At 68.8% G+C, this 23,264-nt stretch carries 18 protein-coding genes, 1 tRNA gene and 2 pseudogenes; 11 read left to right on the plus strand and 10 right to left on the minus strand.

The features are described 5' to 3' along the window. Positions 1-93: 93 nt before the first annotated feature. Both ACIBK5_RS09670 and ACIBK5_RS09675 read right to left on the minus strand, forming a co-directional pair. The gene (locus tag ACIBK5_RS09670; protein WP_399017913.1) at positions 94-675 is read right to left on the minus strand and encodes a hypothetical protein; all 582 of its coding nucleotides are present in this window, start codon (positions 673-675) and stop codon (positions 94-96) included. A gap of 219 nt (positions 676-894) precedes the next feature. Beyond that, positions 895-1,209, minus strand: a complete 315-nt coding sequence (locus tag ACIBK5_RS09675) for a hypothetical protein (RefSeq protein ID WP_399017915.1) — start codon at positions 1,207-1,209, stop codon at positions 895-897. Between the two features lie 378 nt (positions 1,210-1,587). Here ACIBK5_RS09675 and ACIBK5_RS09680 point away from each other — a divergent pair, with 378 nt between their 5' ends. Further along, positions 1,588-2,160 carry a hypothetical protein gene (locus ACIBK5_RS09680; protein ID WP_399017916.1) on the plus strand — a complete coding sequence of 191 codons (573 nt, stop codon included), beginning with the start codon at positions 1,588-1,590 and terminating at the stop codon, positions 2,158-2,160. Between the two features lie 1,199 nt (positions 2,161-3,359). Beyond that, complete coding sequence (locus tag ACIBK5_RS09685) at positions 3,360-3,458, plus strand: hypothetical protein (RefSeq protein WP_399018321.1); 99 nt, start codon at positions 3,360-3,362, stop codon at positions 3,456-3,458. 109 nt (positions 3,459-3,567) lie between these two features. Here the strand turns inward: ACIBK5_RS09685 and ACIBK5_RS09690 are convergent, their stop codons facing one another. Further along, on the minus strand, positions 3,568-4,140 hold the full coding sequence (locus tag ACIBK5_RS09690) for an HD family hydrolase (protein WP_399017918.1): 573 nt from the start codon (positions 4,138-4,140) through the stop codon (positions 3,568-3,570). 14 nt (positions 4,141-4,154) lie between these two features. Beyond that, a complete protein-coding gene (locus ACIBK5_RS09695; protein ID WP_399017920.1) occupies positions 4,155-5,270 on the minus strand; it encodes a helix-turn-helix domain-containing protein in 1,116 nt (371 codons plus the stop codon). A gap of 185 nt (positions 5,271-5,455) precedes the next feature. Between ACIBK5_RS09695 and ACIBK5_RS09700 the strand changes: the two genes are divergently transcribed. Further along, on the plus strand, positions 5,456-6,013 hold the full coding sequence (locus ACIBK5_RS09700; protein WP_399017922.1) for a hypothetical protein: 558 nt from the start codon (positions 5,456-5,458) through the stop codon (positions 6,011-6,013). Positions 6,014-6,051: 38 nt separating this feature from the next. Next, positions 6,052-6,228: a hypothetical protein gene (locus ACIBK5_RS09705; RefSeq protein ID WP_399017924.1), complete on the plus strand. Its 177-nt coding sequence runs from the start codon at positions 6,052-6,054 to the stop codon at positions 6,226-6,228. A 290-nt stretch (positions 6,229-6,518) separates the two neighbouring features. Here the strand turns inward: ACIBK5_RS09705 and ACIBK5_RS09710 are convergent. Both ACIBK5_RS09710 and ACIBK5_RS09715 read right to left on the minus strand, forming a co-directional pair. Continuing rightward, a tRNA-OTHER gene (locus ACIBK5_RS09710) sits at positions 6,519-6,593 on the minus strand. A 154-nt stretch (positions 6,594-6,747) separates the two neighbouring features. Next, positions 6,748-6,894, minus strand: a complete 147-nt coding sequence (locus ACIBK5_RS09715) for a hypothetical protein (protein WP_399017926.1) — start codon at positions 6,892-6,894, stop codon at positions 6,748-6,750. A gap of 565 nt (positions 6,895-7,459) precedes the next feature. On the opposite strand from ACIBK5_RS09715, the gene ACIBK5_RS09720 reads away from it, so the two are divergent. Next, entirely contained in the window at positions 7,460-7,897 is a 438-nt protein-coding gene (locus ACIBK5_RS09720) for an NfeD family protein (protein WP_399017928.1), read from the plus strand. A 30-nt stretch (positions 7,898-7,927) separates the two neighbouring features. Beyond that, positions 7,928-9,022, plus strand: a complete 1,095-nt coding sequence (locus tag ACIBK5_RS09725) for an SPFH domain-containing protein (RefSeq protein WP_399017930.1) — start codon at positions 7,928-7,930, stop codon at positions 9,020-9,022. A 93-nt stretch (positions 9,023-9,115) separates the two neighbouring features. On the opposite strand, the gene nhaA is transcribed toward ACIBK5_RS09725, so the two are convergent. Both nhaA and ACIBK5_RS09735 read right to left on the minus strand, forming a co-directional pair. After that, positions 9,116-10,411 carry a Na+/H+ antiporter NhaA gene (nhaA, locus tag ACIBK5_RS09730; RefSeq protein WP_399017931.1) on the minus strand — a complete coding sequence of 432 codons (1,296 nt, stop codon included), beginning with the start codon at positions 10,409-10,411 and terminating at the stop codon, positions 9,116-9,118. A gap of 289 nt (positions 10,412-10,700) precedes the next feature. Next, a pseudogene (locus ACIBK5_RS09735) lies at positions 10,701-12,232 on the minus strand (alanine/glycine:cation symporter family protein). A gap of 333 nt (positions 12,233-12,565) precedes the next feature. Between ACIBK5_RS09735 and ACIBK5_RS09740 the strand changes: the two are divergent. Further along, positions 12,566-12,751 (plus strand): annotated as a pseudogene (locus ACIBK5_RS09740) (DM13 domain-containing protein); the annotation flags it as partial. A 21-nt stretch (positions 12,752-12,772) separates the two neighbouring features. Here ACIBK5_RS09740 and ACIBK5_RS09745 read toward each other — a convergent pair. Continuing rightward, on the minus strand, positions 12,773-13,831 hold the full coding sequence (locus ACIBK5_RS09745) for a PucR family transcriptional regulator (protein ID WP_399017933.1): 1,059 nt from the start codon (positions 13,829-13,831) through the stop codon (positions 12,773-12,775). Positions 13,832-14,100: 269 nt separating this feature from the next. On the opposite strand from ACIBK5_RS09745, the gene ACIBK5_RS09750 reads away from it, so the two are divergent. The 3 genes from ACIBK5_RS09750 (at position 14,101) to ACIBK5_RS09760 (ending at position 21,608) form a co-directional block, all read left to right on the plus strand. Beyond that, positions 14,101-14,550 (plus strand): hypothetical protein, encoded by a 450-nt coding sequence (locus tag ACIBK5_RS09750; RefSeq protein WP_399017935.1) that lies wholly within the window; start codon positions 14,101-14,103, stop codon positions 14,548-14,550. A gap of 71 nt (positions 14,551-14,621) precedes the next feature. Then, positions 14,622-16,658, plus strand: coding sequence for a flotillin family protein (locus ACIBK5_RS09755; protein WP_399017937.1), 2,037 nt, complete (start codon positions 14,622-14,624; stop codon positions 16,656-16,658). Positions 16,659-16,742: 84 nt separating this feature from the next. Continuing rightward, the gene (locus ACIBK5_RS09760; RefSeq protein WP_399017939.1) at positions 16,743-21,608 is read left to right on the plus strand and encodes a DNA repair ATPase; all 4,866 of its coding nucleotides are present in this window, start codon (positions 16,743-16,745) and stop codon (positions 21,606-21,608) included. 411 nt (positions 21,609-22,019) lie between these two features. Here ACIBK5_RS09760 and ACIBK5_RS09765 read toward each other — a convergent pair whose 3' ends face one another. Then, a complete protein-coding gene (locus tag ACIBK5_RS09765) occupies positions 22,020-22,667 on the minus strand; it encodes an HIT family protein (RefSeq protein WP_399017941.1) in 648 nt (215 codons plus the stop codon). On the opposite strand from ACIBK5_RS09765, the gene ACIBK5_RS09770 reads away from it, so the two are divergent. Next, a complete protein-coding gene (locus ACIBK5_RS09770; RefSeq protein WP_399017943.1) occupies positions 22,563-23,087 on the plus strand; it encodes a hypothetical protein in 525 nt (174 codons plus the stop codon). The genes ACIBK5_RS09765 and ACIBK5_RS09770 overlap by 105 nt on opposite strands. Positions 23,088-23,264 lie beyond the last annotated feature (177 nt).

Raw genomic sequence — 23,264 nt, forward strand, 5'->3', positions numbered from 1 at the left:
ATTCACCCGCTCGTTCCCGTTGTTGACCGTGGCTGACCCCTGCACCTGGCACGGTTGTGGCACGCGACCCCTCGGTCCCGAACCAGGGATCGTTCAGTCCAGGAAGTAGGACCAGAAGGGGATCGTGGCGTACTGATGGTCCTCGGGTGTCTGCGCAGGGCGACCGAACTCGTGGTGGAAGTAGTCGACCAGATCGGTGCCGTAGTGAATGATGTCCGTCTGGTACATCGAAAGCACGGGCGTACCGGTGCGGTCTGGATCGGCGAGCAGGTACCGGTGCGAGTAGATCGGCACCATCACAGGGACCTTGGCCAAGTACGTGCGAGCAACTTCCAAGGCATCCTGAGTGTCCGCCGGCCGCGGTTCCCAGTCCGGATGCCAGAAAGCGTTGTGCTCCACGTCGAACAGCACACCGTCCACCGGCCACGCCAACCGCTCCGCCAGGTCTTCCGGCTCGCCGTCCCGCCAATCGGGCCAACCGCGGCTCCCCGTGGGTAGCCCTGCAGCCAGCAGCGTTCGGTGCTCCGGCGCGAAACGGAACCCCCAGCGCTCCTCAACGCGGTCGAGTTCTCGCTCGCTCATGCCTCGCTTCACCTTTACGCGGGCGGAGAGCATGGCAAGCAACGCTTGGGCGTCTTCTGAGGTCAGTGGGTTCCCGGGGCTGATCGGAGTCATGCGTGGAACGGTAGGCCACCTTGGGGGCTGGGAGCAGGGGGATTTCGCCGAGACATCAGCTTGGGAAGCTGCGGGCATTTGGGGCCGGTTTGGGCTCTGACCTGCGCAAACGTTCGGTTACTGATCCTTCCGGGCTCGGCCACTTTCACCGTGGTTCCCCGCTGTTCCCCGCTCGTTCTGGTGCGGCAGTGGTGCAGAGCTGTGGCGACCAGGAGGTGATCAGCTGGGCACCTGCCATTCATCGAGGCGGATCTTCACCTGCCGGTTGTGGTCCGTGTGCCAGATCACCTCACCGGCGACAGTGGCGCCCAAGGCAGGCAGCTGCATGTGGTGAGGCATGGCCGTGATCTCGGCAAGCCCGACTGCATTCGGCACGCCATCGAGGAGGAGGAAGACGCCGAATGGCTGTCGGCCGATGACCCGTCCGCTGACGTGAGATCCGAGGGGCAATGCGGAGACTGTCGCTGGCCAGCTCCGGTCTATGGCGTCTGAGGCTGGCACCAGGGAGCGGTCCGGCCAACTGAACTCGGGCATTGGCCAATCATGGCCAGAGCAGTGGATGTTGTCGACATGAGGTCGCAACGCCGCGCCGCCGGCCGCGCGAGACCAACACGCTTTCCAACTGTGTTGGTGGGCTCGTGGGCTGCGGTCGGGGGCGTTCACCTGTGTTCATGCACGGCTGGTCGCCGGGATGTGTTGACCTCCTGGTCGCCTGCGACCGGTCTTGAACGTGGCTGAATGAGACGGAAACTGAGACGGCCGAGCTCGTCATCGCAGCATGTCAGGGCCCCCGGTGCTCGGATCCGCCGGACTACCAGGGGAGCCCCGGAGCAACTGCCATGCGATCTCAGGATGCACTTCATCCCATCGCAGGTGGACCCACCGCAGGGACGTGTCCCAGAATCTGATGGCATGGATTCGACCTTCCTGGCAGCACTGATCGCTGCGATGGTCACTGTCGGCGGATGGATTGCAAATCATGCCCTGTCCGCTCGAGCCGATCTGAGGCGAAGGCAGGCTGAAGCAAGGCTCACCCATGTGGAAAACCAGCTGGAGCAGCTCTACGGACCGCTCCTGTTCCTGGTCGAGGAAGGGCGGTCGGCCTTCCACGACTTCTGCGACACCCTAGGGCGTAACTATGTGTTCGCGGCGGGCAGGCCGCTCAACCCGGAGGAACAAGACCTCTGGCTGTTCTGGGTTGACCACGAGTTCATGCCGCGCAATGAGGCGATCCAGAACCTTCTATCCTCAAAGACGCACCTCATCGTGGGTGACCGGATGCCGGACTCCTACTTGGCCTTCATCCACCACTACAACTCTTGGCGCGTGACTCACCTGAGGTGGAAGGAAGACGGAGTACCGTACTCCTGGCACTCCAAGGCCAACTGGCCAAGCTCGTTCGAGACAGAAGTGATCGAGTCCTACGGACGACTCAAGAATCTGCAGATCCAGCTGGCAGGCCTCGTAAGGGGTGTGGAGGCTTGATCGGGATCTCACCTGCAGACCGCGCCATGAGGTCGGCATCCTCAGCCTGGGAAGCTGCGATCATTTAGGGCCGGTTCCGTTGCTGACCTGGGCGAACGACCTGCATGAGGTCTCGTCGGCCTCGGGGGCTTTCACCGTGATTCCCCTGTGTCCCCCGCTCGACCTGGTTCGCTTGTGGTGCGACAGCAGCGAGATGTTGCACCGCACTGCAACAGCCACCAGTACGCCACCTGTTGCGGGAGAAGGCGCCCGTCTACCATGCCGACGTGATGATTGACTGGGGGGATGTCCCAACTTGGGTCGGCTCAATCACTACAAGTGGAGCACTTCTTTTGGGACTGGTAGTCCTGTTGCGTGACCAAACACGTCTACGTGGCGAGTTGATCAGTCAGGTGTCTTACTGGGTCAGGGTGGATCCAGATGGGCGGACTCACGCTTATGTCGACAACATGGGCACCCTTCCAATTAAAGTGATCTTACTGGGAAGGAATCAGCATCCGCCTGAGTCCATAAAATGGCGTCACGATCAGATGGTTCAGCCCTTCACGCTGGCAGAGCCCTGTATGTACTTTGTTCCCCCTGGGAATGGATTTAGGGTGACCTTCACGCCATTGACGGAACTAGGTAGTATCCGCGGAGCCCTTCTCTATGATCCTTTGCACATGACCGCAATTGATAACCGCGGGTATGCCTGGGTGTCGGGAGCTAGCGGCTGGAAGAAGACTAGATACTCCGAGCGAACCAGGCAGGTTTTGGCTGGCGGCTCCCTACCAACAGTGGAGTCCGAATAGCAGACAGGAAGCCTCTGCTGCGTTGCTTCCCTAAAAGCCGTGGAGCCGACCGCCCCAGCCACAGGGTGTCTCCCACTTCATGCCCGCAGCCGCCGAGCGCGCCGCCGGGCGCGGCCAGCCGGGGCGCAGACAGGAGGCAGGCCGCGCCGCAGAGGCGGCGCGCGCCCGCGCCGTGCGCGGGCCTTGAACCCGTGAAGAAGGTTGTTACTCAGGAGTGGATGTGATGCGTGTCCGGTCCCGGTAGATGCTTGACACTTCGGTCCCAGCTGATGGTTGACAGTGGCCGTGTTCGGCTTTTCTGTGCGCGTCGTTGCGGTGCGTGTGGGGAGGCCGGGATTGGCGCTGGTGGAGTTGTCGGTTGTCGAGCAGAGATACCGGGCTGTCCTGGCCGTGCTGGCGGGAGCGACGGTGACGGAGGTCGCCGCCCAGGTGGGGGTGTCGCGGCAGACGGTGGCGCGGGGCTTGAAGTCGTATGCACACGCTGGGAGTTCGCCGATTCGACGGTGAGCCAGGGGCAGGAAGAGCACTGGTCAAATCGTCCAGGTGGTGCAGGGGACGCGAAGGCCCTCTCACTCCAGAAGGCGAGAGGGGCCTTGCGTTGTGTCCGGAGGTGTTGCTATTCCCCCATGGTGCTGCGCAGCCAGTCCAGGGGGTCCATCTCGAGGAGTTGGTCGGCGAGTTCGTTCGCGGTCTTCGTGGTGAGCCGGTTGCGGCTGTTGTCGATCCAGCGCTGGGCGAGCTCGTAGCCCTGGGCCTTGTACTCGATGCCCTGGAGCATGCATTCGAGCTTGTCGGCGTCTCGGGCGCAGATCGCTTCGGGGGTCTCTCGGGCCTCGTACTCGCCGATCAGTTCTCGCACGGTGATGGCGAGGACCTCGGGCATGCCCTTCACCTGGTCGGTGGTCACATCCTGCGGGTCTGCCTCGCCGGCGTACTTCTTCGCCAAGTGGTTGACGTCGCCGGTGCGGGTCTCCTGGGCGTCGTGCCACACCGCCAGGAAAGCTGCACGCGCGGGGTCCGCTCCTTCCAGCTTGGCGATGACGGAGGCGATCAGCGAGGTGCGCCAGGAGTGCTCGGCCACGCTCTCCGGGTCGCGTACTCCAGCCATCCACCAGCCGGTGCGCTTGGAGTGCTTGAGCGTTCCCGCTTCGTACAGGAACCGGGCGACCTGGGCCAGCTCTTGTGCCACGGTTGAGTCCCCTCTCACGCCTCAGCAAGGCGGATCGCGTACCTGACACTGTCCAGTTCACGGCGAGCGCGAGGAGACAGTTCCCGGCTATCCAACATCACGGGCAGCCGGTCGCTCAGAGCCTGGGCCGCAGCGCCCGATTTGAGAAGGTTCGGCTTGATGGCGAGCAGGGACCAGAGGGAGTGGATGTTCAGCTCGACGTACCCGTGGTGAGGCGTCAGCCCGCGAGCCAGGTGCGATAGCAGTTTGTCCCCGGGCCAGGGGCCGGGGTTGCGAGAGGCGATGAAGTCGTCGGACAGCTCGAGGTGTTGGTTCTCGCCGATCCAGTAGGCCCAGTAGTTCAGGTTCGCTGCCTCGCCGCGGTCATCGTCGACCAGAAGCGTGTCGATGAAGTGGCACATGCGGTCACGGTCGCCCTGCCGCGTGGCGACCGCCGCCACGGAGCGGGCGTTGAGCCAGTCGATGAGCCGGCCCTTGGGCCGTTCGGTGGCCTGCTGGTGGGCGAGCCACTCGGAGGTGTCGGCCTGGTCGTCGTAGCCGGACAAGTACAGCGCTTGGCGTCGCAACAGGAACCGTTCCTCGCCTCGCGCCTGCTCTGCGGTGTCCCGCATCCGTGCGAAGAACCGGCGCCGGTCGGTGGCCGGTAGCTCCGGAGCCGACGGCACCGGGCCGCGGCGGGGCCGTGGAGTGACGGGGAGATCACGGACCGGCTGAGGTGGTACCCGCGTGAGCGGCCAGGCGAGGACCTCGACAAGGTCGCGTTGCATGACCCACGCCCCGATTGCGCTTTCGTCAGCGGGCGCTTCCTCGTCCAAGGCGCTCGCCAGGAGAACATCGGCCTCGATCGCCCTCTCAAGGGCCTCCAACAGGGATGGCGAGGTCCCTATCCGCATCAGCCGGCGACGGTGCACGAGCATCTGCCCCAACGGCACCGCGGTCAGCGGCCTGCGCCCCGACTCCCAGCCCGCGATCGTGTCCGGCGAGACCTTCAACTGCTCGGCGACGTCCTCCTGCGTGTGACCGAGCTGCTCCCGGATGACGCGGAATACGTAGCCGGAGATGACCCCGATCCGGGGCCGCGATGGCCTACCCCTACTGCCGGTCCGGGTTTCTCCCGAGTTCGACGGCATTACACCTACCTCTCCCCGCGCGGTCCCCGTAGGCACCCGTACCGCCAGTCACTTCAACCGCTGAGACAGGTTCTCTACCGTCCAGGTAGCCACTCAACTACCGAGCGTATAAGGAAGGTGCTGCCGTGGACTCTGATTCGCCCGCGACTACGCATCGAGGGACAGGCCCGTCGGGAGCGCTCGGCGTGCTGCGTCCGGTTGCCCCGGAGCCGAGGGTGCTCGTACACCCCACCGTGGACCGGCACTTGGCGACAGCGCACTGGTTGCTGTCGGCGCTGCCGAGCCCAAGCCGTGACCAGGCTTGGCTGGAGTGGCAGGAACACCAGGTGACGATGCTGCCGCTGGGCACGCTCTTCTCCGCCGTGCGGATCCCCGGGCGGCTGGTGGCCGCCCTGACGTCCTGCACCGAGACCGCCGAGCTGGACGCGTTCATGGGGCAGGCCCTCGGCGGTGGCCCGGTCGTGTGCGATCCACGGCACTTCCGTTACTACGCGCTCGTGCCTGCCGGCATGCCGAAGAGGCGGCGGCGTGTGGCCGACGCCTGGCGCGCGATGGGGGTGGAGCTACTTGGCCTCGGCAGCTACCTCGGGGTACCTCAGGTGGACGCCGTGGAATGCACCCCGGCATGTGCCTCGTACTGGTCGGTGCCGATGAAATCGGCCGCGACGCTGTGTTCTCCGCCCGCCGTCGCCCGACTGATCGCCGCCGGACTGCGCAGCGCGGATCCCGGGGTGGAGGAGTGAACGATGCCGCATGCGAACCTCACGCGGAGTCCCTCCAAGTGACACCCAGACAAGCCGCGTTCGTGCGCTTCGCAGACCACTGCGCCACCTGCCCGACGTGCTGTGCCATGGACGGCGAGGGCGTGAACCTCAACCTCCCCTGCGAGGAGCAGGACCGGTTGCACGAGGAGTACCGGCAGGCGTCCCGCGCCGCCGCGCAAGGAGGAGACCGGTGAATGGGTCCAAGAGCGCGGTAGAGCGGAGGCTGCCGCTCCCCGAGCCGGAGCCCGTGAGCGGCTGTCCAGAGTGCCAACGGTTTGCCCGCCAACGGGAGGCCGCCAGGTCAGAGAGCGACATGTCGCGCGTCTCCGACTGGAACGTCCATATTCGCCGCCACCCTCACAGGCCGCGCGGGACGGGCCACGGCCGTTAGCCCCCGGGGTGGCAGGTGCCTGCCGATCATGAATCAGGCCCCCGTTCGAATGGAACGAGGGGCCCGTGACTCTCTGACCTGCAATGCAAGCTGTGTCCCCGGCAGGATTCGAACCTGCGACACCCGCCTTAGGAATTTTCCCTGGGCGGGGCTGTGCCCTGCGGAAACGATAACCGCAGGGCACCTGGCCTGGGAAAACGTTCCTCTGTAGTTCTCACGTGTTCGCGGGCTATCCCGGCCTTATGGGCGCTGGATCCGTTCCGCGTGAGCCCGATGTGACGGCATGGACGCAGCCTGCATCGGGTCTGGCATGGCGGCGCCGCTATCGGTGAGGATGCGGTTGACCTCGGCGCGCAGTGTCGTCGGTCCAGTCCGGATGCTGGATGCGCACCTTCGCGTCGACGCTCACGGCCTCCGCCTGCTGGAGCAGCGACAGGGTCTGCGCGACGCTCGTTGGCTCCTTGCTCACGGAGTCACCGAACGAAATCCGGGAACCCTGCGGTACGAGCCAAGTCCCCGGCAACGCTACTCCTTGCCCCAGGGATCACGTTTTTGCCCTTCACGGCTGTGACGTCGGGCCCAAAGGTTGCGACCTGATGCCGATCATCGACGGCTGCGCCGAGTAGTCGGCGGTGCCAAGAACCATGCCCCACGCGAGCTCTGCCAACACAGTCAATGTCCCCCCCACCGCAGCGATACCCACTACCCAGTATCGAACCTGGCGCTCGACCAGCCCGCACGGGCCCAGGACGGTGCGGTCACCTGTGCACTGTGCTCGCACGCGCCGCCTGGACCCGGCCGGTATCCGCCCAGGCGCCCATTGGGCCGTGGCGCTCGGTTTCAAGCGCGGGAGCATCGACGTAGTCGTTTGCCGGCTCTTACGTGTATCGGCGGAGCCCCGCGAGAGCGGGTTCGCTGTTGTTCCCGCGCCGGGTGGTGACTCGACGATCAGGAACCCCCGCTGCCCGCGTCTGTCCTGTCCAGACCTTCGGGCGGTAGCTTGGTGGAGAAGGCGCCTGAAGGAGGGCGATTCGATGCCGTGGTTCATATGGCTGTTCGCCGCCGCGGCACTGGGTGCCGCGGAGTTCTTCACCCTGACACTGGTCCTCGGGTTGCTGGCCGGTGCCGCGTTGGTCGCCGCCGTGGTCGCCGGTGTGGGGATCGGCCTTCTCGGCCAGCTGCTGGCCTTCGCCGCCGCGGCGGCAGCGGGCCTGTTCATCGTCCGCCCCGTCGCGCTGCGGCACATGAACCAGCAGCCCCTCACCTACGAGGGCAGCTATGCGCTGATCGGCAAGCGGGCCGAGGTCATGCAGGAGGTCACCGCGACCCGTGGCCTGATCAAACTGTCCGGCGAGGAGTGGTCCGCCCGTGCCTTCGACGAAAGCCTCGTGATCCCGGTGGGAGCGCTGGTGGACGTCATGGAGATCGAAGGCGCCACGGCCATCGTCTACCCCCGCGAGCTTCTTCCGTGAACGGCTGAACGCACAGCTACGGAGGCACCTGTGGAACCAGTTGTCGTCCTCGCCCTCGTGGCGGCCATCGTCGTCGTCTTCCTCGTGGCCTCCAGCGTGCGGATCGTCCCGCAGGCCCGCCGCTACAACGTGGAGCGGTTCGGCCGGTACCGCCGGACGCTGCAACCCGGCCTGAACCTGGTCGTGCCGGTGGCCGACCGGATCAACACCAAACTCGACGTGCGCGAGCAGGTCTACTCGTCCGACCCCCGGCCGGTGATCACCGAGGACAACCTCGTGGTCAACATCGACACCGTGCTCTACTACCAGATCACCGACCCGCGGTCGGCGGCCTACGAGGTCGCCGACTACCTGCAGGCGATCGATCAGCTCACCGTGACGACGCTCCGGAACGTCATCGGCAGCATGGACCTGGAGGAGACGCTCACCTCGCGTGAGGAGATCAACTCCCGGCTGCGCGCCGTCCTCGACGACGCCACCGGCAAGTGGGGCATCCGGGTCAACCGGGTCGAGATCAAAGCCATCGATCCACCGCACACCATCAAGGAGGCGATGGAGAAGCAGATGCGGGCCGAGCGTGACAAGCGCGCGGCCATCCTGCACGCCGAGGGAGAGCGGCAAGCCAAGATCCTCACCGCGGAGGGCACCAAGCAGAAGGACATCCTGGAGGCACAGGGCACACAGCAAGCCATGATCCTTCGGGCGGACGGTGAGGCGAAGGCGGTGGAGCTCGTCTTCCAGGCCGTCCACCGCAACAACGCCGACGCGAAGATCCTGGCCTACAAGTACCTGGAGACGCTTCCCCACCTGGCGAGCAGCGACAACAACACGTTCTGGGTGATCCCGGGGGAGCTGACCGAGGCGATCCGGACCGTCACCCGTGCCTTCGGTGACCAGCCGGCGGCGCAACCGGAGGGAGCCGCCGACGCCGGCGCGGACCACCCGTCGGACGACGGCGGGACTCCGGAGCTCGACGCGGGCTGGACGGCTTCGCTCGACGCCGCCGCGGCGGCCGACGAGGCCGGTAAGCAGGCCGCCGCCGCGGTGAGCGACGCCAAGGCCGAGGCGGAGGCCGCGAAGTCGCCCCAGACACCGCGCCGGGGGCAGACGCCCGGCAGCGATTGAGCCGACCCTCGGTCGTCCCCGGGGGCAGACGCCCGGCGGCGATTGAGCCCCACCCCTCGTTCGTCGCCGGTGGGCCGCGCGGCGGCGGTCAGGTCATGCGCTGCTGGATCCAGTGCGCTGGTAGATGTCGGGGATGCCGTCGGCGTCCTCGTCGACGTTCTCCTCCTCGTACAGGCGCCGGTACACGGCGTTCCTGCGGCGCAGGAGGACGGTGGCCAGCAGGGCGGCGGTGAGCGAGGCGATCAGGACGGCGGCCTTGACGTGCTCGCCGACTGCCGTGCCGGGGAAGGCCAGCTCGCCGATGAGCAGGGCGACCGTGAAGCCGATGCCGGCCAGGGTCGCCAGGGCGAGGACGTCGGCCCAGGCCAGGTCCGGGTTGAGCCGGGCTCGGGTGAAGCGGGCGGCAAGGTAGGTGCCGACGAAGATTCCGAGGATCTTGCCCGCGACCAGGCCGACGATCACGCCGAGGGGTTCGGGAGTGGTGAACACCTTGCCCAGTGCGTCGCCGGAGACGCTGACCCCGGCGGCGAACAGCGCGAACAGTGGCACGCACACGCCGGCGGAGAGCGGGTGCAGCAGATGGCCGGTGCGTTCCGCGGGCGACTCGTTCTCGTCCTTGTCGCGGACGGTCCGTAGAATCAGGCCCATGGCGACTCCCGCGACGGTGGCGTGGACGCCGCCGTTGTAGAGCAGGGCCCAGATCACCACCCCGAGCGGCACGTACCACCACCAGCCCCGCACCCGTCGCCGCTGCAGGACGTAGAAGACGACGAGCCCGGCGAACGCACCGGCAAGCGCCCAGTAGTTCAGGTCCGAGGTGAAGAAGACGGCGATGATCAGGATCGCGCCGAGGTCGTCGACGACCGCGAGGGTCAGCAGGAAGGCCCGCAGGGCGGTCGGCAGATGGGTGGAGATGACCGCCAGGACCGCCAGGGCGAAGGCGATGTCGGTGGCCATCGGCACCGCCCAGCCGTCCATGCCACCGCCGCCGGCCGCGACTGTGAGGGCGTAGAAGGCGGCGGGTACGGCCATGCCGCACACGGCGGCGATGACCGGCAACGCGGCCGTCGCCGGGGTGCGCAACGAGCCGACGACCAGCTCACGCTTCAGCTCGATCCCGGCGACCAGGAAGAAGACGGTCAGCAGTCCGTCGGACGTCCAGTGGCCGACCGAGAGGTCCAGGCCCAGTGCGGGTATCCCGAAGTGGAAGTCGCGGATGGTGGTGTAGGCGCTGCTGAGCGGAGTGTTCGCCCACACCAGGGCGACCACCGCCGCGGCCAGCAGGACGAGGCCGCCCACCGTCTCGGTGCGCAAAGCCCGGGCCACTGCCTGTCGTTCGGGCCAGGAGAGAAGCCCGAGGAACGGACTGCGGGGTGGGGTGGCGGCCAAGGCGGCGACCCTCCGGGTGTCGGGGAAACGGGCACACGGCCCTACGGACGCCGACCAGACTTCCCGGCACACCCCGCGTCTCATTGACGCGTTCTTAACACCCTAACCGGAGCGGGTCCGTCGGCCCAGCCCCGCCTTGTCCACCGCAAACGGGAAGGCGGCGAGCTGGGTGAGCATGCGGGCGAGGTGTGGCTCGGTGGGCGGTCGTGGTCGGCAGACGTACGGGCCCGTACCCACCAAGGCGCGAGGTGAGGACGGGCCCGTACCGGAGCCGGGCCGCCGGGGGCGGTCAGACGGTGGTCTTCACCGACTCCTGGTCTTCGTCGCCGTCGCTGATCTCACCGGCCTTGCGGGCGCGGACGAACTCCAGGAAGGAGTTCAGCTCGCGCTTGACGACCGGGGCGAGCAGGTACAGGCCGATGATGTTGAAGACCGACAGCAGGAAGAGCGCGGAGTCGGCGAGGCTGATCAGCGAGTCGAGGGACATCAGGGCGCCCAGGACCACGAACAGGCTCCAGACGACGTTGAAGACGGTCTCGCTGGCCCTGCTCTTGCCGAACAGGTACGACCAGGCCTTGAGGCCGTAGTAGCCCCAGGTCAGGATCGTGGAGAAGGCGAACAGCAGCACCGCGACGGTGAGCACGGCCGGGAACCACGGCAGTACGGTCTCGAAGGCGTCGGAGGTGATGGTGACGCCGACGGCTTCGCCGCTCTCGCGGGCCTCGCCCCAGCTGGCCGGGTTGGCGATGACGATGGTCAGCGCGGTCATGGTGCAGATGACGACCGTGTCGATGAACGGCTCCAGCAGGGCGACCAGGCCCTCGCTCGCGGGGTGGTTGGTCTTGACCGCGGAGTGGGCGATCGGGGCGGAGCCGAGACCGGCCTCGTTGGAGAACGCGGCGCGCTGGAATCCGATGATCAGGGCACCGAGCACACCGCCGGCGACGCCGTCGGCCTCGAAGGCGCCCTGCAGGATGGTCTGGAAGGCGTCCGGGACGTGGGCGACGTTGGTCAGGATGACGATCAGGCAGGCCACGATGTAGATGCCGGCCATCGCGGGTACCAGCCGGCTGGTGACGGAGGCGATGGAGCGGATGCCGCCGAGCAGCACCAGCCCGACCAGCGCGGAGACGACCAGGCCGAAGAGGACGGCACCCGCGGAGGAGGCCAGGAAGCCGTCCTCGCCGCCGAAGGTCGAGGAGACCTGCGCGTAGCTCTGGTTGGTCTGGAACAGGTTGCCGCCGAACAGGCCGAAGAAGAGGACCATGATCGAGGCGAGGACGGCGAGCACCTTGCCGAACTTGGCGCCGCCGCTGCCGAAGCGGTCCTTCAGGCCCTTGTGCAGGTAGTGCATCGGGCCGCCGGAGACGGTGCCGTCGGCGTGCACCTCGCGGTACTTCACACCGAGGGTGACCTCGACGAACTTGGTGGCCATGCCGAGCAGGCCGCACAGGATCATCCAGAACGTGGCACCGGCGCCGCCGATGGAGACGGCGACGGCCACACCGGCGATGTTGCCGAGGCCGACCGTGCCGGAGACGGCGGCGGTCAAGGCCTGGAAGTGGTTGACCTCGCCCGTCGACCCCTTCTCGTCGTACTTCCCGCGCACCACGTCGAACGCGAGTCTGAACTTGCGGACCTGCACGAACCCGAACCAGCCGGTGAAGACCAGACCGGCGACGACGAGCCAGGCGACGATGAGGGGGAGTTCGGTTCCGCCGACGGGGACCGAGTAGAAGACGACGTCCCCGAGCCACTTGGCTATGGGAAGAAATCGCTGACGGCTTCGTCGACGTTTTGGGTGACGGAGTCGAGTGACACAGTGGCTACCTCGATGGTGCGAGCCGGGGACACGGGGAAGTGCCGCCGGTTGATGTGCGGTCTCTGAACGAACGCCGTTGTCCGAATCGGCGACTCTGGGCGGGCGCTCCGCGGATGCGGATCGTGATCACCCTTCTGGTGTTGCCGGTGCATGCCGACCGCTCCGCGCTGTGGTGTTGAGCGGTTCCACCTGCGGAGTTGCGCAGTTCTACCACGCTCTTTGCCATGTCTTTAGTGATGCAAGTCACATAACTTGCAGTGACGTTCGAAAATGCCAGCGAGTGATATCGGACCGTTATCCGGTGCCCGAGTTCTGTTCATCGGACATCTATCGGACGGGCCGGCTCGCACGTCTTCGATGACGGCGCGTACGTCAGCCTCGGCAAGCTCAAGGGCCACAAGGGGAGTCAGAACTACGCCGTGCCCGCCGACGTCGACCCGTCCCGGTTCACCAGCGTGAGCATCTGGTGCGGCCGCTTCGACGTGTCCTTCGGCGCGGCCGAACCGGCGCGCACCTGAACTCCTTCGCAGGGAGGCCCGTCAGAGCTCCTCGGCGGGCCAGTCCAGCAGTCGGGCTCCGATCACCGAGGTCTGGAGCATGTAGCGGTGGGCCGGATCGGCCGGGTTGGCGCCGGTGAGCTTGTGGATGCGCTCCAGCCGGTAGGTCAGGGCCCGCACGCTGAGGGTGAGACGGCGGGCCGCCTCGGCGGCCACGCAGCCGGAGTCGAAGTAGGCGGTGAGGGTGTCCAGGAGGGGCTGGGCGCCGCCGCGGGCCGTGGTGAGCGGGCCGAGAGTGGCGAGGACGAGTTCGGCCATGGCCTGCCGGTCGCGGGTGAGGACGGGGTAGACGAGCAGGTCGGCCGCCCGAAGTACCGGGTCCTCCAGTTCCAGGCGTTCGGCGAGTTCCAGCGCGTTGAGCGCCTCCTCGTAGGAGTGGACGACCCCGCCGGGGCCGGGCTGGGGGCGGCCGATGGCGACCCGGCCGCCGTCGGTGGCGTCATGGGCCTGCTTCGCGAAGTGGGCGAGGACCTCGTCCTGCGGTCCGGGCGCGATGCACAGCAGCCGGCCGTCCTTGGTGGTGAGCAGGATGCTGCGGTCGCCGAAGCGGGAGATGAGGGCGCGTTCCACCTGGCGGGGGACGGGGTCGCCCTCCTCGTAGGCGGTCGGGCCCTCGGCGACGGCGACGGCGTGGGCGTGCGAGAGACGCAGACCGAAGCGTTCCGCGCGTTCGGCGAGGCGTCCGAGGTCGCTGCGGCCGTAGAGAAGGTCGTCGATGAACTCGCGGCGGGCCGCCTCCTCCTGCCGTACGGCCTGGCGCTGGGCGCGCTCGAAGCCCTCGGCGAAGGCGTCTGTCGCCTGCTGGACGGCGGCCAGGACGCTGTCGGCCGATGCGGGGCCTGCCGGCCAGGCGGCGCGTGCGGCGGTCAGATGGGCGCTGACCAGGGCCCGCAATCCATGGCCGGCGTCAGCCGCCTGTTCTCCGAGTGCCCGTCGGGAAGCGAGTTCTTCCCGGGTGAGGCGCCGGCCTGTGGCCGCGACCTCGTTCAGTATCCGGGCGTACCCCTCCAGATACTGCTCTGGAACCTCCAACTCCGCCATCTTTCCCCCGAGTTCTTGACGCGCCACTGACGGTTTCTTAGCGGCTGCCCGGCATGCAGACCCTAGACAACGCTGCCGGAAACCGGCAATGCGCGGGCGTACGCCCTCGATGCAGGATGGGCCGTGGGGAGCACTACGGGGGATCCGAGTGCCGGACACCGGCAGGTGTCCGGCACCGGAACCCTGCCGCGAGCGGTGCGCCGCCGAGCGCGGATGGCAGGCAGTACGGACGGGCGGATGGCAGGCAGTACGGACGGAGGGGGTACGACATGCGGACATTGCTTTCGGTCGTCACCGGGCCGCCCACGATCCTCCTGACCACCGCCCTCGTCGTGCTGGTGTGCTTCTGGCTCCTCGTCGCCGCGGGCTTCACCTCTGCCGGCACCTTCGACGCGGACGCGAACCTCCGTGACTGGGGCATGGGCGGCGTACCCGTGGCGGTGGCCGTATCCCTGCTGACGGCCGTGGCCTGGTTCCTGAGCGTCGGCGGCGTCCTCCTGCTGGCCGTGTGCGCGCCGCGGTGCGCCGCCACCGGACTGCTGAGCATGGTCCTGCCCATCGCTGCCCTGCCCGTGGCATGGCGGCTGACCTGCCTGTTCGTACGGCCGCTGCGCCGGCTCTTCCCCGACGAACCCGCCCCGCCCGATCACGGCCGGTCAGGCCGGGCACGGGACCACGTGGACTCCCGGGCACGGGACGACGCGGACCACGCCGCCTGAGCAGTACCCCGCCTGCCTTCGCCGCCGGCCCCTCACGCTTCGTTTTCCTTCACGCCTCAAGGACGTTGGCCATGACTCTCATCCTCTTGGGCGTCGGCGTGCTCGTCGCCGTCACCCTGCTCGCCGTACTGCTCGTCTCGCGGCTGTTCCGCAAGGTGGAGCAGGGCAAGGCGCTGATCGTCTCCAAGTTGCGGAAGGTCGACGTGACCTTCACCGGGCAGGTCGTGCTGCCCGTGCTGCACAAGGCCGAGGTGATGGACATCTCGGTGAAGGCCATCGAGATCACCCGGACCGGCAAGGACGGTCTGATCTGCCAGGACAACATCCGGGCCGACATACGCATCACGTTCTTCGTCAAGGTCAACAAGACCGTCGAGGACGTCATCAAGGTCGCGCAGGCCGTCGGCACCGCACGGGCCAGCGACCGGGACACGCTCCAGGAGCTGTTCCACGCGAAGTTCTCCGAGGCGCTGAAGACCGTCGGCAAGCAGCTGGACTTCACCGACCTGTACACCAAGCGTGAGGAGCTGCGGTACCGGATCATCGAGGTCATCGGCGTCGACCTCAACGGCTACCACCTGGAGGACGCGGCGATCGACTACCTGGAGCAGACGCCGGTCGCCCAGCTGGACCCGGCCAACGTCCTCGACGCCCAGGGCATCCGCAAGATCACCGAGCTGACGGCCGTGGAGCACGTGCGCACCAACGAGGCGCAGCGCACCGAGGAGAAGGAGATCACCCGGCAGAACGTCGACGCCCGCGAGGCCATCCTGGAGCTGGAGCGCCGGCAGGCCGACGCGGAGATCAAGCAGAAGCGCGAGATCGCGACCGTGCGGGCCCGGGAAGAGGCCGAGACGGCGCGGGTGGTGGAGGAGGAGCGGCTGCGGGCCCAGGGAGCCTTCCTGGTCACCGAGGAGAAGCTCGGCGTGCAGCGCGAGAACCAGGCCCGTGAGGTCGCCGTCGCCGCGAAGAACCGCGAGCGGGTCATCGCCATCGAGAACGAGCGCATCGAGAAGGACCGGCTCCTCGAAGTCATCGGCCGGGAACGGGAGACGCAGCTGACCCGGATCGCGGCCGAGAAGGAGGTGGAGGCGGAGAAGCGGGACATCGCCGAGGTCATCCGCGAGCGCGTGGCCGTGGACCGCACGGTGGCCGAGCAGGAGGAGTCCATCAAGAAGCTGCGGGCCGTGGAGGAGGCGGAGCGGCAGCGGCAGGCCGTGATCATCGCGGCCGAGGCCGAGGCGCAGGAGAAGCTGGTCAAGGACATCAAGGCCGCCGAGGCCGCCGAACAGGCCGCCACGCACCGCGCGTCCGAGGAACTGACCTTGGCCGAGGCCCGGTTGAAGACGGCCGACCTCGACGCGCGGGCCAAGCTCCGCCTCGCCGAGGGCATCCAGGCCGAGGTCGCCGCCGAAGGACTCGCGGCCGTCCAGGTCCGCGACAAGGAAGCCGACGTCATCGAGAAGGCCGGCCGCGCGGAAGCCGCCGCTACCGAGGCCCGGCTCCGGGCCGAAGCTGAAGGCGCGCAGGCCCAGGCACTGGCGGAGGCCGCGGCCATCGGCGAGAAGCTCAAGGCCGAGGCGGAGGGCCTGACCCAGAAGGCCGCCGCCATGGCCGCCCTCGACGACGCCTCGCGCGGACACGAGGAGTACCGGCTGCGCGTCCAGGCGGACAAGGAGATCCGCCTCGCCGGGCTCGACGTGCAGCGGCAGGTCGCGGAGGCGCAGGCGACGGTGCTCGCCACCGGCCTGGAGAACGCCGACATCAACATCGTCGGCGGCGAGTCGGTCTTCTTCGACCGGCTGGTGTCCTCGATCGCGCTCGGCAAGGGCGTCGACGGGTTCGTCCAGCACTCCGAGACCGCGCAGGCCCTGGCTCGGCCCTGGCTGGACGGCACCTCCAGCTTCACCGACGACCTGGGCCGCATCCTCGGCTCGGTGTCCACGGCCGACGTGCAGAACCTGACCGTCTCGGCGCTGCTGATGAAACTGATGAAGACCGGCGGGTCCGACTCGGGGCAGCTCCAGCAGCTGCTCGACCGGGCCGGCGAGCTGGGCCTGGCGGACAAGCGGCTCACCGCCCTGAACGGCAGTGCCGCTCACGCCTGATGCGCCTCACTCTCCGGTCCGGAGCCGCGGCACAGGGGACGGCGGCTCCGGACCGGCCTAGACCGACTTCCTGAGAGGCATGCCATGACGATCGCCCCGGACGCCGGCACGTACGACGCCCCGGACGCCGGCACGTACGACGCCGTGGACACGGGCACGTACGAAGTGCTGCGCGACCGCCTCGGCGCGCAGGCCGCCGAACTCGCCCGCCGCGCCGAGGCGCTCAACGCCCGCCGGGGTGAGGAGTTCGGCTCGACGCGGCTGGAGCTCGCCGGCACCGAGCGACTTCGTACGGAGCACGCCGCGGTGCCCCGGGACATCGTCGCGGTGGGCGCGGTGCTGCTGTTCGGCGGCAACGGAGTCCCGAGCCGGGAGGCGGACACCCGCGTCGGCGACGTCCTGGCGCTGTACGACCGCGACCTGCACCGGCTGCCTGACGACGCCGTCCCCGGCCTGCTCGACGACCCCGCCTTCGTCCGGGAGTTCGCCGCCCTGCACCGCTACTACCGGCACGCCCGCCTGCTCCGGCTCCGGCGCACCGCGGGCAAACTGCTCGCCGTCTTCCAGACAGGGGAGAAGGCGGGCGACACGCGGGTGCTGCGCTGGGCCCTGTCCGACGACGGACGGGCCACCTTCCTCGACGCGCGGGGCGACCGCGACGACGTCCTTCCCCCGCCCCACGACGTCGAATGGACCGACAGCACGCGCGAGGACCAGGTCCTCGGACGGCACCCGCACGTCTCCGTCCACGGCGAGGTGTTCGTCTCCACCGTCGGCGGCGCGCTGACCGTCAAGGTCGACGACGACACCGAGGCGGCCGAAGGCATCCACAGCGAGCCAGTCGACGAGCCGCTCCAGACCCTCGCAGACGCGCACATCGCGCACGCCCGCGTGGGCGCCCTGATCCTCCTGCGCGTCCGTCCCTACAAGGAGGACACCGACCGCGACCTGGTGTTCAACACGCTCACCAGGACCGTCGTCCGCCTCGACGGCATCGGCCGGGCGTGCCGCCGTCTGCCCGAGGACCAGGGGATCGTCTTCCCCGGCGGCTACTGCCTGGCCAACGGCACCCACAAGACGTACGAACTCGACATCACGGGACTGGATTTCGAGCGGGAGATCCGCTCCCCGAACGGCGAGGACGTGCTCTACGCCTTCCACGCACGCGTGGAGGGCCGCAGCCTCCTCCTGCCGTACAACACGATCCGCAAGGAAATGGCGAGCCCCCTCCTCTGCCAGGGCTGGGCACTCTTCGACGACGGAGTGCTCGCGATCCTCCGGGCCGACACCGGCGAACCGCAGCGCGTCCACCCCCTTCAGTTGTGGAACTCCCCGTACGTCTCGGACACCCACGCCGCCGCCCAGCCGGTCGACACCGGCCCCCTGGCACGCGTCGGCAACGCCGACCTCGTGCGCGGCATCTCCGACTGCCTGTCCATCACCGGCGCCGTCGCCGGGACGACCCCCACGACCGAGGTGTACGAGGCGCTGCTGGCCGCCTGCGACCGGGCGGCGGACACGTACCACTGGCTGGCCGATCCCGAACTGGGCGACCTCCACACCCCGCTGGCCCACCTGCGCGACACGGCCGAACAGGTCCTGGCCGAGTTCGAGACCGTCCAAGCCCTCACCCAGCAGGCCGAGAACGCGCTCACCGAGGCCGCCGCACGGGTCGCCGAGGTCGTACGACGGCTGCGCGGCGAGGCCCCACGCGGGGCGGCGGACTGGGTGACCGGGTTGACCGAGCTGCGCCGCGCGCGGGGCCAGCTGCTCACCCTCAAGGACATGCGGTACGCGGACACCGCCCGCATCGACGAACTCGCCGCCGCCACCGCATCCGACCTCGCCGCCTTCGGCCGGCGCGCCGTGGCCCACCTCGCCCGCGAGGACGCCTTCGCCGACCACCACGCGCAGGTCGAGCGGCTCGCCGCCGACGCCGGGGCGATCGCCACCGTGGCCGAGGCGGCTTCCGTCGCCGCCCGCACGGACCAACTCGCCGACGGACTGCGCACGGTGACGGAGGTCGTCGCCGGCCTCGACATCGCCGACGCCACCGTCCGCACCGTGATTCTGGAGCGGATCGCCGAGGTCCTCGGTGGCGTCAACCGCGCCCGCGCCGCCCTCGACGGCCGGCGCCGCGAACTCCTCGTCCGCGAGGGACGGGCCGAGTTCGCCGCCGAGTTCGCCCTGCTCGGCCAGTCCGCCACCGGCGCGCTCACCGCCGCAGACAGCCCCGAGGCATGCGACGAGCAGCTCGCCCGCCTGCTCGTCCAGTTGGAGAACCTGGAGTCCCGGTTCGCCGAGTTCGACGACTTCCTCGCCACCCTCGCCGACAAGCGCGACGAAGTCCACGAGGCGTTCTCCGCCCGCAAGCAGACCCTGGCCGACGCCCGCGCCCGGCGCGCCGAACGCCTGGCCGACTCGGCGGCCCGCGTCCTGAGGACCGTCGCCCGCCGGGCTGCCACCCAGCCGGACGCGGACGCCGTCACCACGTACTTCACCTCCGACCCGATGCCCGCCAAGGTCCGCGGCATTGCCGACGAGCTGCGCGACCTCGGCGACCAGGTCAGGGCCGAGGAACTGGACGGCCTCCTCAAGGCCGCCCGCCAGGAGGCGCTCCGCGCCCTGCGCGACCGCACCGACCTGTACACCGACGACGGCCGCACGATCCGCCTCGGCACCCACCGCTTCGCCGTCAACACCCAGCCCCTCGACCTCACCCTCGTCCCGCACGGCGATGACGGGCTGGCCTTCGCCCTGACCGGCACCGACTACCGCTCCCCGGTGACCGACCCCGACTTCGCGGCCACCCGCCCGTACTGGGACCGCCCCCTGCCCTCGGAGTCACCCGAGGTCTACCGCGCCGAGTACCTCGCAGCCCGCCTCCTGGACGAGCACGGCCCCGAGGCCCTGGCGGAGGCCGACCTGCCCGCCCTGGTACGGCAGGCCGCGGAAACGGCGTACGACGAGGGCTATGAGCGCGGGGTCCACGACCACGACGCGACAGCGATCCTCACCACGCTCCTGCGCCTGCACGAGGACGCCGGCCCGCTGTGCCACGAACCGGCCGCCCGAGCATCGGCCCAGCTGTTCTGGGAGCACGGCACGACCGACGAGGAGCGCCAGAGCTGGACCCGCCGCGCGCTGTCCCTCGCCCGGGCCAGGGACACCTTCGGCCTGGCACCCGCCATAGCCGACCTGCGACGAGAGCTGTCGGGCGTCGCGGGCGGAGAGGAGTCGGCCGCGTACCTCTTCGAGGAACTGACCAGCGGCCCGCCCGGCTTCGTCATCAGCGCCGGCACCCGCACCCTGCTCGACAAGTTCCGCCGTACGGTGGGCACCTCGGCCTACGACGACGACGTCACCGCCCTCACCGACCCGGCAGCCCGCGAGCAGCTGGTCGAGGCCTGGCTGACGGCGTACACCACGGCCACCGGCACCGCCCTCACCCCCGGCGACCTGGCCGAGGCGGTGGCCGCCGAACTCTGCCCCGGCCTGACCCGCTACGAATCCGACGCGCCGCTGACGGAGACAGTGACGGGTCTGCTCGGCACCCACCCCCGCATCCGGGGCCGCGCCCTGGCGGTCCGCATCGACGAACTCCTGGCCCGCACCCGCCGGTTCCGCCTCCACGACACACCCGCCCACCGCGCCTACCAGCACCGCCGCACCGCTCTGGTGACCGCCGAACGCGCCCGTCTCCGCCTGGACGACCACCGGCCCCGCGTGATGTCCGCCTTCGTACGCGGCAGGCTCATCGACGGGGTCTACCTCCCCCTGATCGGCGACAGCCTCGCCAAGCAGCTCGGCGCCACGGGCGAGTCCAAGCGCACCGACTCGGGCGGCCTGCTCCTGCTCATCTCCCCGCCCGGCTACGGCAAGACGACCCTCATGGAGTACGTCGCCGACCGGCTCGGCATGATCCTGGTGAAGGTCGACGGCCCGGCCCTCGGCCACACCGTCACCTCGCTCGACCCGGCCGAGGCCCCGAACGCCACCGCCCGCCACGAGGTCGAGAAGATCAACTTCGCGCTGGCGGCGGGCAACAACACCCTCCTGTACCTCGACGACATCCAGCACACCTCGCCCGAACTGCTCCAGAAGTTCATCCCCCTCTGCGACGCCACCCGCCGCATCGAGGGCGTACGGGACGGCGAACCGCGCACCTACGACCTGCGCGGCAAACGCTTCGCCGTCTGCATGGCCGGCAACCCCTACACCGAGTCCGGCAGCCGCTTCCAGGTACCCGACATGCTCGCCAACCGCGCCGACGTGTGGAACCTCGGCGACGTCCTGACCGGCAAGGACGACGTCTTCGCGCTCAGCTTCATCGAGAACGCCCTCACCGCCAACCCGGTCCTCGCCCCGCTCGCCGGCCGCGACCGCACCGACCTCGACCTGCTGATCCGCCTCGCGCAGGACGACCCGACGGCCCACGCGGACCGCCTGACCCACCCATACGCCCCCGCGGAACTGGAGCGGATCCTGGCAGTACTGCGCCACCTGCTCACCGCCCGGGAGACGGTCCTGGCCGTGAACGCGGCGTACATCGCCTCGGCCGCCCAGTCGGACGCGACGCGCACGGAACCGTCCTTCCGGCTCCAGGGCTCCTACCGCACCATGAACAAGATCGCCCAGCGCGTCCAGCCCGTCATGAACGACGCCGAACTGTCCGCGCTGATCGACGACCAGTACCGCGCCGAAGCCCAGACCCTCACCACCGGAGCCGAGGCCAATCTCCTCAAGCTGGCCGAACTGCGCGGCGCGCTCACCGCCGAACAGTCGGCCCGCTGGACCGAGTTGAAAGCGGTCTATGTCCGAGCCCAAGCCCTCGGCGCCCCGGAAGACGACCAACTCGCCCGGGCCGTCTCCGCCCTCGGCCTCCTGGCCGACCGGATCGCCGCCGTCGAGACGGCGATCAACCGGGCGACGGACCCACGACAGGTCTGAAGACGGCCCCGCACGGCTGCGGCTGTGATGGTCGTGGTGACAGCCCTTCCCATCGCACTCGGTGCCCTCTCCAAAGGGGAGCATCCTGGTCACAGCACCGGCCCTGGTGGCCGACGTGGCCGCGCTGGTGTTCCTGCGGGTGAGGCGACCGGCGGAAGGAAGCTCAGCCTCGTTCGGTCCGTAAGGCGTACGTCGTCCTCAGCCGCGTTCTCGGCTACGCGGTCAAGGCCCGCCGTCTGGCGGCCAACCTGGGCGCCGGCGTGCCCCTGCCGAAGGTGGCGTCAGCCGACTTCTTCGCGCCGGCGGTCGTGAAGGCCGGGTTGGGGCACCTGAACGTCACCCCGCCCAAGCTGCGCCATGGGGCGGCGGACGCTCGACCGCGTTCTGGAGTCGGAGAGGTGACGTCGCCCGTCACAGAGCAGTGATTCCTCGGCGTACCGCAACCGCTGTCTCGTCCAGCAGACGGCGCTCGTGCACGCGCCAATCCGCCTCGATGCGAAACGGATCCCCCTTGAAGCGGGGGAAGACATGCAGGTGGACGTGGAAGACCTCCTGGAAGGCCGCCTCGCCGTCGGCCAGGAAGAGGTTGACTCCCTCGCACCGCAGGCCGGACAGCCGTAGTGCGCGTCCGAGGCGATGCGCCACCGTCCAGACCCGTACGCCGATGTCCTCCCGCAGATCCTCCAGGCCCTCCGCGTGCGACTTCGGAATGACGAGCAGGTGCCCCGGGGTGACGGGTTGGATGTCCATGAACGCGATGATCCATTCGTCCTCGAAGACGACGCTCGCCTCAGCCTGGCCTCGCGCGATGGAACAGAAAACACATCCGTCGCCTTGCAATTCGCCGACCCCGATCCGTAGATGGCGCAGGCTCCTACGAGACCACAGGTGACCGGCCACGCCCAGACGATTTCCGTCGACGAGACGGTTGCGGCTCTGCCAGGCTGACGCGCCATGACCGCTTACGAATTGTTGCTCATCGGTGGTGGGGCAGGCGTCGGCAAGACGACCGTCGGGTGGGAGATATCCGCGGTGCTGCAAGGGAGGGGAACGGCCCACTGTCTGATCGAGGGCGACTACATGGACCAGATCCATCCGGCCCCGCACGACGATCCTCACCGGGCGGCGATCACGGAGCGGAACACCGCCGCGGTCTGGTCGAACTACGCCGCTCTCGGCCAGCGACGCCTCATCTACACGAACACGGTGAGCATCCTGGAAGAGCCGATGATCTGCCGGGCCATGGGCGGGGACGAGATCAGATCCACCTGCGTTCTGCTCACGGCCGAGGAAGCCACCGTGCGGGAACGGCTCGCTCGACGCGAGATCGGCTCGCAGCTCAACCCGCACATCGAGCGGAGTTTGCGGGCCGCAAGGGCACTGGACGAGAAGGCTCCGGCCGGAACCGTCCGTATCCCGACAGACGGCCTGTCGGTCCAGGACATCGCCGTACGAGTGATCAAGGCGGCGGCCTGGTAGCGGCAGCCGCCTTCGACCACAGCGCACACAGCGCGCCGCAGGAGTGACCCGATCACGGGGACCGCTTCCTCCAGTTGCTACACCGAGAGCCAAACGGCATGGTCCGGTGGCAGCAGGCCGTCCGCGACGGGTCCGCTGGTGAGGAGGGCCGGGGTGGGGTCGGGGAGGCGATACGGC

This window comes from Streptomyces sp. NPDC050546 (genome assembly GCF_044457425.1).
Lineage (GTDB): Bacteria > Actinomycetota > Actinomycetes > Streptomycetales > Streptomycetaceae > Streptomyces.